This window comes from Shewanella sp. Sh95 (genome assembly GCF_001308045.1).
GTDB classification, from domain to species: Bacteria; Pseudomonadota; Gammaproteobacteria; order Enterobacterales; family Shewanellaceae; genus Shewanella; species Shewanella xiamenensis.
Genome location: NZ_LGYY01000151.1, coordinates 1 through 4,303 on the forward strand (window position 1 = coordinate 1; position 4,303 = coordinate 4,303).

A 4,303-nucleotide genomic window follows, 5' to 3' on the forward strand; every position below is an offset into this window, starting at 1 on the left:
TTGGAGGTACTCAGGCGGCCTGATTATCAAATCACGGAGAAAGAATTGCTGGCGGCCTGGGTATTATTCGCCAATCAGTTGCTCAAATATGGCTATGCTATGGCTGATTTATGAGGGGATCCTTCAGTGCATTGCCTTATCAAGGCAGTTTAAACCGTGCAGGTATGAGCGGTGGTAATAATCCGGTTAAAGAATCCATTTCTTTCTTTACTTGGGCAGAAGCGATAGAGCGTGGCCATGAAATGACGGCGCGTAAAGATGGGATCCGTGGTACAGCTGATTTAGATACTCCACTTGGCGCAGATATTAAAGCGGTATTTGCGATTAACAGTAACGCATTAATTAACCAACATTCAGACTGTAACGGTACCGCTAAAATCCTCGAAGATGACAGCAAATGTGAGCTTATAGTCGTGTGTGATTGCTGGATGACACCGAGCGCACGTTATGCGGACATCTTACTACCAGATACCACTTGGTTAGAGTCGAATGACTTAGTCAATGATAGCTATGCATCCGGGATCATGGGTTATCTCGTTGCCATGAAGGCTGCCGTTAAGCCGATGTGGGAAAGCATTTCGATGTTTGAAATGGGACGCTTAATTGCTGCCAAAATGGGTAAAGAAGCGGAGTACACAGAAGGTAAAGATGAAGCCGCTTGGTTAGAGGAACTATACCAAAAGACTCGCACAAATAGCGCGAATACGGATGCACAACCTGCATTCCCTAACAGTTACGCTGAAGCGCAAAAGATTGGTGTGTTCCGTGCGTTTAGTAAGACGCCAGTACTTGCACTCGATAGCTATATCAATGGCGGTAAAGCGGTGAGCACACCATCCGGTAAGGTAGAGATCTACTCATTGTCGATGGCGCAAAAGGGTAAAGACTGGATCTTTAATCCTAATATTAAAGGCGATTACATCACTGCAATCCCCATGTATCAACCCACATGGGAAGGCTACGACGATGAAGATACTAAGGATGATTATCCTCTGCAATTAATGGGTTATCACACTAAGGGGCGTACACACTCAAGTTATCATAACGTGCCATGGCTGCGCGAAGCCGCAGAAGATGCAGTATGGATGAACCCAACTGATGCCTTAGGTCGTGGTTTAAGAAGTGGCGATAAAGTACAGATGTGGAACGATCGTGGCACAGTTGAATTACCTGTACGGATTACCCCAAGGGTTGCCCCAGGTGTTGTGGCTTTAGGTCAGGGTGCTTGGTATCAACCTGATATCGCTCGGATTGGAAGGAGCGGGCACCCAATTGATGTTGGTGGCTGTATTAATACGTTAACTCGTTACCAACCAAGCCCTTTCGCAAAGGGAAACCCACAACACACCAATCGCGTGCAGATCGTCAAGGCATAAGGGGTAGATGAAAATGACTCAACAAACACAATATGGTTTCTATTTCGATAGCAGCAAATGTACTGGCTGTAAAACCTGTCATATTGCCTGTAAGGATCGCATGACTGGCTTGGTTCGCGCAAAAGATGATGTGATGAATAATGGTGTCGCTAATTTGCCCGGTATTATTTGGCGCCGTGTTTATGAATATGGTGGTGGTAATTGGTCGCAAAACGTCGATGGTAGTTTTGAGCAAAATGTCTTTGCTTACTACATGTCTATTGGTTGTAACCATTGCAGTGAGCCTGTGTGTGTTAAAGCCTGTCCAACAGGTGCAATGCATAAGCGCCGTGAAGATGGATTAGTCCAAGTTGCCACTGAACTTTGTATTGGTTGTGAAAGTTGCGCGAGAGCCTGTCCATATGATGCCCCACAGCTAGATATTGAGCGTAAGGTGATGACTAAATGTGATGGTTGCAGCGATAGACTCGCGGAAGGTAAAAAGCCTATTTGCGTTGATTCTTGTCCTTTACGGGCACTCGACTTTGACACTATGGATAATTTACGAGCGAAATATGGAGAGGGTGATGGTCATATTGCCCCCTTACCATCGCCCTCAATTACTTCACCAAACTTGATTATTAAGGCCAATCGAAATGGTCAACCAGTTGGTGGTAGTGGGCAATTATTAAACCCCGCAGAAGTGTAATAGTGAAAATGGGGGGCTTAGTCCCCTCGTTTTTCTTCGTTTGTAAAAGGAACACTATGTCAACAATCAACACGAATGATTACCAAACCTGGGGTGCAATGGCAAAAGTGCTACATAACATTTTGTACTCGTACCCTAATATGCCGTTACTGACACAATTTAAGCGAGATGAGTTAGCAACACAGTGGCCAGAGCTTGAACTCTCGACAGGTGAACAGTCAGGAAAAGCTTTGCTAAGTAGCTATTTGACTCAATGGCAGGACGATGAATCGCAATTAATCGAGCTTCAATTAGATTATGGGCAGCTATTTTTTGGCCCTGGCGATCCTAAGGCTGCCCCCTGGGGATCGGTATATACCAGTGAGGGACAGCTACTGAATGAGGCTTCGACTCAAAATCTGGTTAGCTTTTATAACACCCATGGTATCGAGTTATCTCTGACGCGAAATGAACCCGTAGACCATTTAGGCTTGATTTTATTAGTGTTGCAATACTTGTTTGATGAATTAGCGTTAAACCCCAATGACACACAAAAGGTGAGAGTCTGCACGCTATTGTTGCAACAACATACTTTACCTTGGGTGGGACGCTGTTTGGCATTAGCAGAGCTTCATGCAAAGACTGATTTTTATCGTAGCATATCTATGCTTGCTCAAGTGTTTTTTGCACATTTAGGTACGAAGTTTAACGTGATACCTCAAACCGTAAAACTCTATCGCTAAAGGTTAGTTCATGACGTTTGTGACAGCAGTGAGTCATCAATGGTTAAAAGCCCAGCTTGCCTATCGACTTCAATTGAGTTTGGCTGCTTGTGAAAATATTCACGACTTATGTTGTGGCGGTACGTCATTAGCGTCAGTCACTAATATTATGTCTGCGATTATTTTTATTGAAGGTCAGCCACAATGGTTAGTTCTCGATAAAACAATGAATGAGCAGAAACTACAGGATAATATTGTGCTACATTGCTTTTTTGAATGCTGTAGAGTTTTATTTATCAGAGAGTTATCACATCAATCTCTAAGTCAAGCGGAACAACTTATTTTCACTTTAGCTGAGGTTTGGCGGAGAAAATATATCAAGACACAAGAGGTTGATAGTGTTTCTGAATCCATTTGTTCAATGATTGAGCGTTTATCTAAACAGCTTATGATGCATCGTCTACAATTGCGCACAAATACCCGAAACATGGGGGGATTGTAATAGTTCAAAATCCATTGTTTGGATAATTCTTAAGCGGAGTCTGTCATCGTCAAATAGGTTATATTCTTTATCCCTTGGTTTTGCCGTTTTGATTTCTTTATCTGTTAGGCGAGTAGTGACAATGGTCATGATGGGGACACTGTAGTTTCGAAGTCAAGGCCGTGTACCCTCAGGTGTACCCAAAAATCAAAGCTGTAGTTGGACGTAATTAGACGTTAATGCACCGTAAGTTATTGATTTTAATTTGTTTAAGGTAAGAAAAAAGACGTCCTGAGACGTCTTCGTTCTTATATTTGGTGGAGGCGGCACTTGTTGAGCCTATTCTCTAACACTCTGATTCTTATAGAAACCTGACGAGGTTTATGTAGCACAAAGTGTAACACAGCATACGTGTAACAGAAACCTTCAAGAGTCAATGCATTATGGTTAACTATTGAAATTACTTATTAGTTTATATGTGATTTCTGTATTTGAAGATCTAAGTATTTCAAATTTAGCTCCTTTATATTTCATGACATTACCTTCATCGAGGTCTATCGTGAAATCTGTTGTGAATGGAGCTCTTGCCATATTGTCGCTAAACTCACGGTAGGTAAACTTCAAGACCGTACCATTTTTTCCATTATACTCAATAGATTGCTGAAAGGAGTTTTTCGATAAACACATATCAGATGCTTTGTAATCAATAGATATATCATTGCTCGAGTAACATCCAAAGCCCATTGTACCAGGAACACACACTTTCCCATTACTGTAAGTGACATTGCTAGTGTAGGAAAGAACTGTACCGAATGCATTTTTGACTCCAACAGTAGCCCCGTTAAGATTTGTAAATGTATCCGAGCCTTTAATTAATCGACAGTATGTTCCACCATTAATTTGCGTTGTTGCTCCGTCAACATTCCCAAGGAGGGCGTTCAAAATTCTGTGTCAGGCTAATTTTTAAATTTCCAGCACGCTATCTAAACGTCCTTCAAAATAAATCGCTAACTGAGATAAACAAAGGCTCCAATTGTGGATTGGCATGGTCCATTTA

The 4,303-nt window shown here is 42.2% G+C and carries 5 protein-coding genes; 4 read left to right on the top strand and 1 reads right to left on the bottom strand.

Features of this window, described 5'->3' with window-relative positions; genetic code table 11:
- The first annotated feature begins 110 nt into the window (after nucleotides 1-110).
- The 4 genes from AEA42_RS11275 to AEA42_RS11290 are packed head-to-tail and all read left to right on the top strand — an operon-like array spanning nucleotide 111 to nucleotide 3,267.
- Nucleotides 111-1,376 carry a molybdopterin dinucleotide binding domain-containing protein gene (locus AEA42_RS11275; protein WP_231640384.1) on the top strand — a complete coding sequence of 422 codons (1,266 nt, stop codon included), beginning with the start codon at nucleotides 111-113 and terminating at the stop codon, nucleotides 1,374-1,376.
- Nucleotides 1,377-1,389: 13 nt separating this feature from the next.
- Nucleotides 1,390-2,064, top strand: coding sequence for a DMSO/selenate family reductase complex B subunit (locus AEA42_RS11280; RefSeq protein ID WP_037425569.1), 675 nt, complete (start codon nucleotides 1,390-1,392; stop codon nucleotides 2,062-2,064).
- Between the two features lie 56 nt (nucleotides 2,065-2,120).
- Complete coding sequence (locus AEA42_RS11285; protein WP_055647767.1) at nucleotides 2,121-2,786, top strand: molecular chaperone TorD family protein; 666 nt, start codon at nucleotides 2,121-2,123, stop codon at nucleotides 2,784-2,786.
- Between the two features lie 10 nt (nucleotides 2,787-2,796).
- The gene (locus AEA42_RS11290) at nucleotides 2,797-3,267 is read left to right on the top strand and encodes a hypothetical protein (protein WP_055647768.1); all 471 of its coding nucleotides are present in this window, start codon (nucleotides 2,797-2,799) and stop codon (nucleotides 3,265-3,267) included.
- Nucleotides 3,268-3,693: 426 nt separating this feature from the next.
- On the opposite strand, the gene AEA42_RS22310 is transcribed toward AEA42_RS11290, so the two are convergent.
- On the bottom strand, nucleotides 3,694-4,188 hold the full coding sequence (locus AEA42_RS22310; RefSeq protein ID WP_156312332.1) for a hypothetical protein: 495 nt from the start codon (nucleotides 4,186-4,188) through the stop codon (nucleotides 3,694-3,696).
- Nucleotides 4,189-4,303: the final 115 nt, after the last annotated feature.

Bases quoted from the DNA above. Each gene is read 5' to 3' on its own strand.
- AEA42_RS11285 (WP_055647767.1), top strand. From the start codon at position 2,121: ATGTCAACAATCAACACGAATGATTACCAAACCTGGGGTGCAATGGCA.
- AEA42_RS11290 (WP_055647768.1), top strand. From the start codon at position 2,797: ATGACGTTTGTGACAGCAGTGAGTCATCAATGGTTAAAAGCCCAGCTT.
- AEA42_RS11280 (WP_037425569.1), top strand. From the start codon at position 1,390: ATGACTCAACAAACACAATATGGTTTCTATTTCGATAGCAGCAAATGT.
- AEA42_RS11275 (WP_231640384.1), top strand. From the start codon at position 111: ATGAGGGGATCCTTCAGTGCATTGCCTTATCAAGGCAGTTTAAACCGT.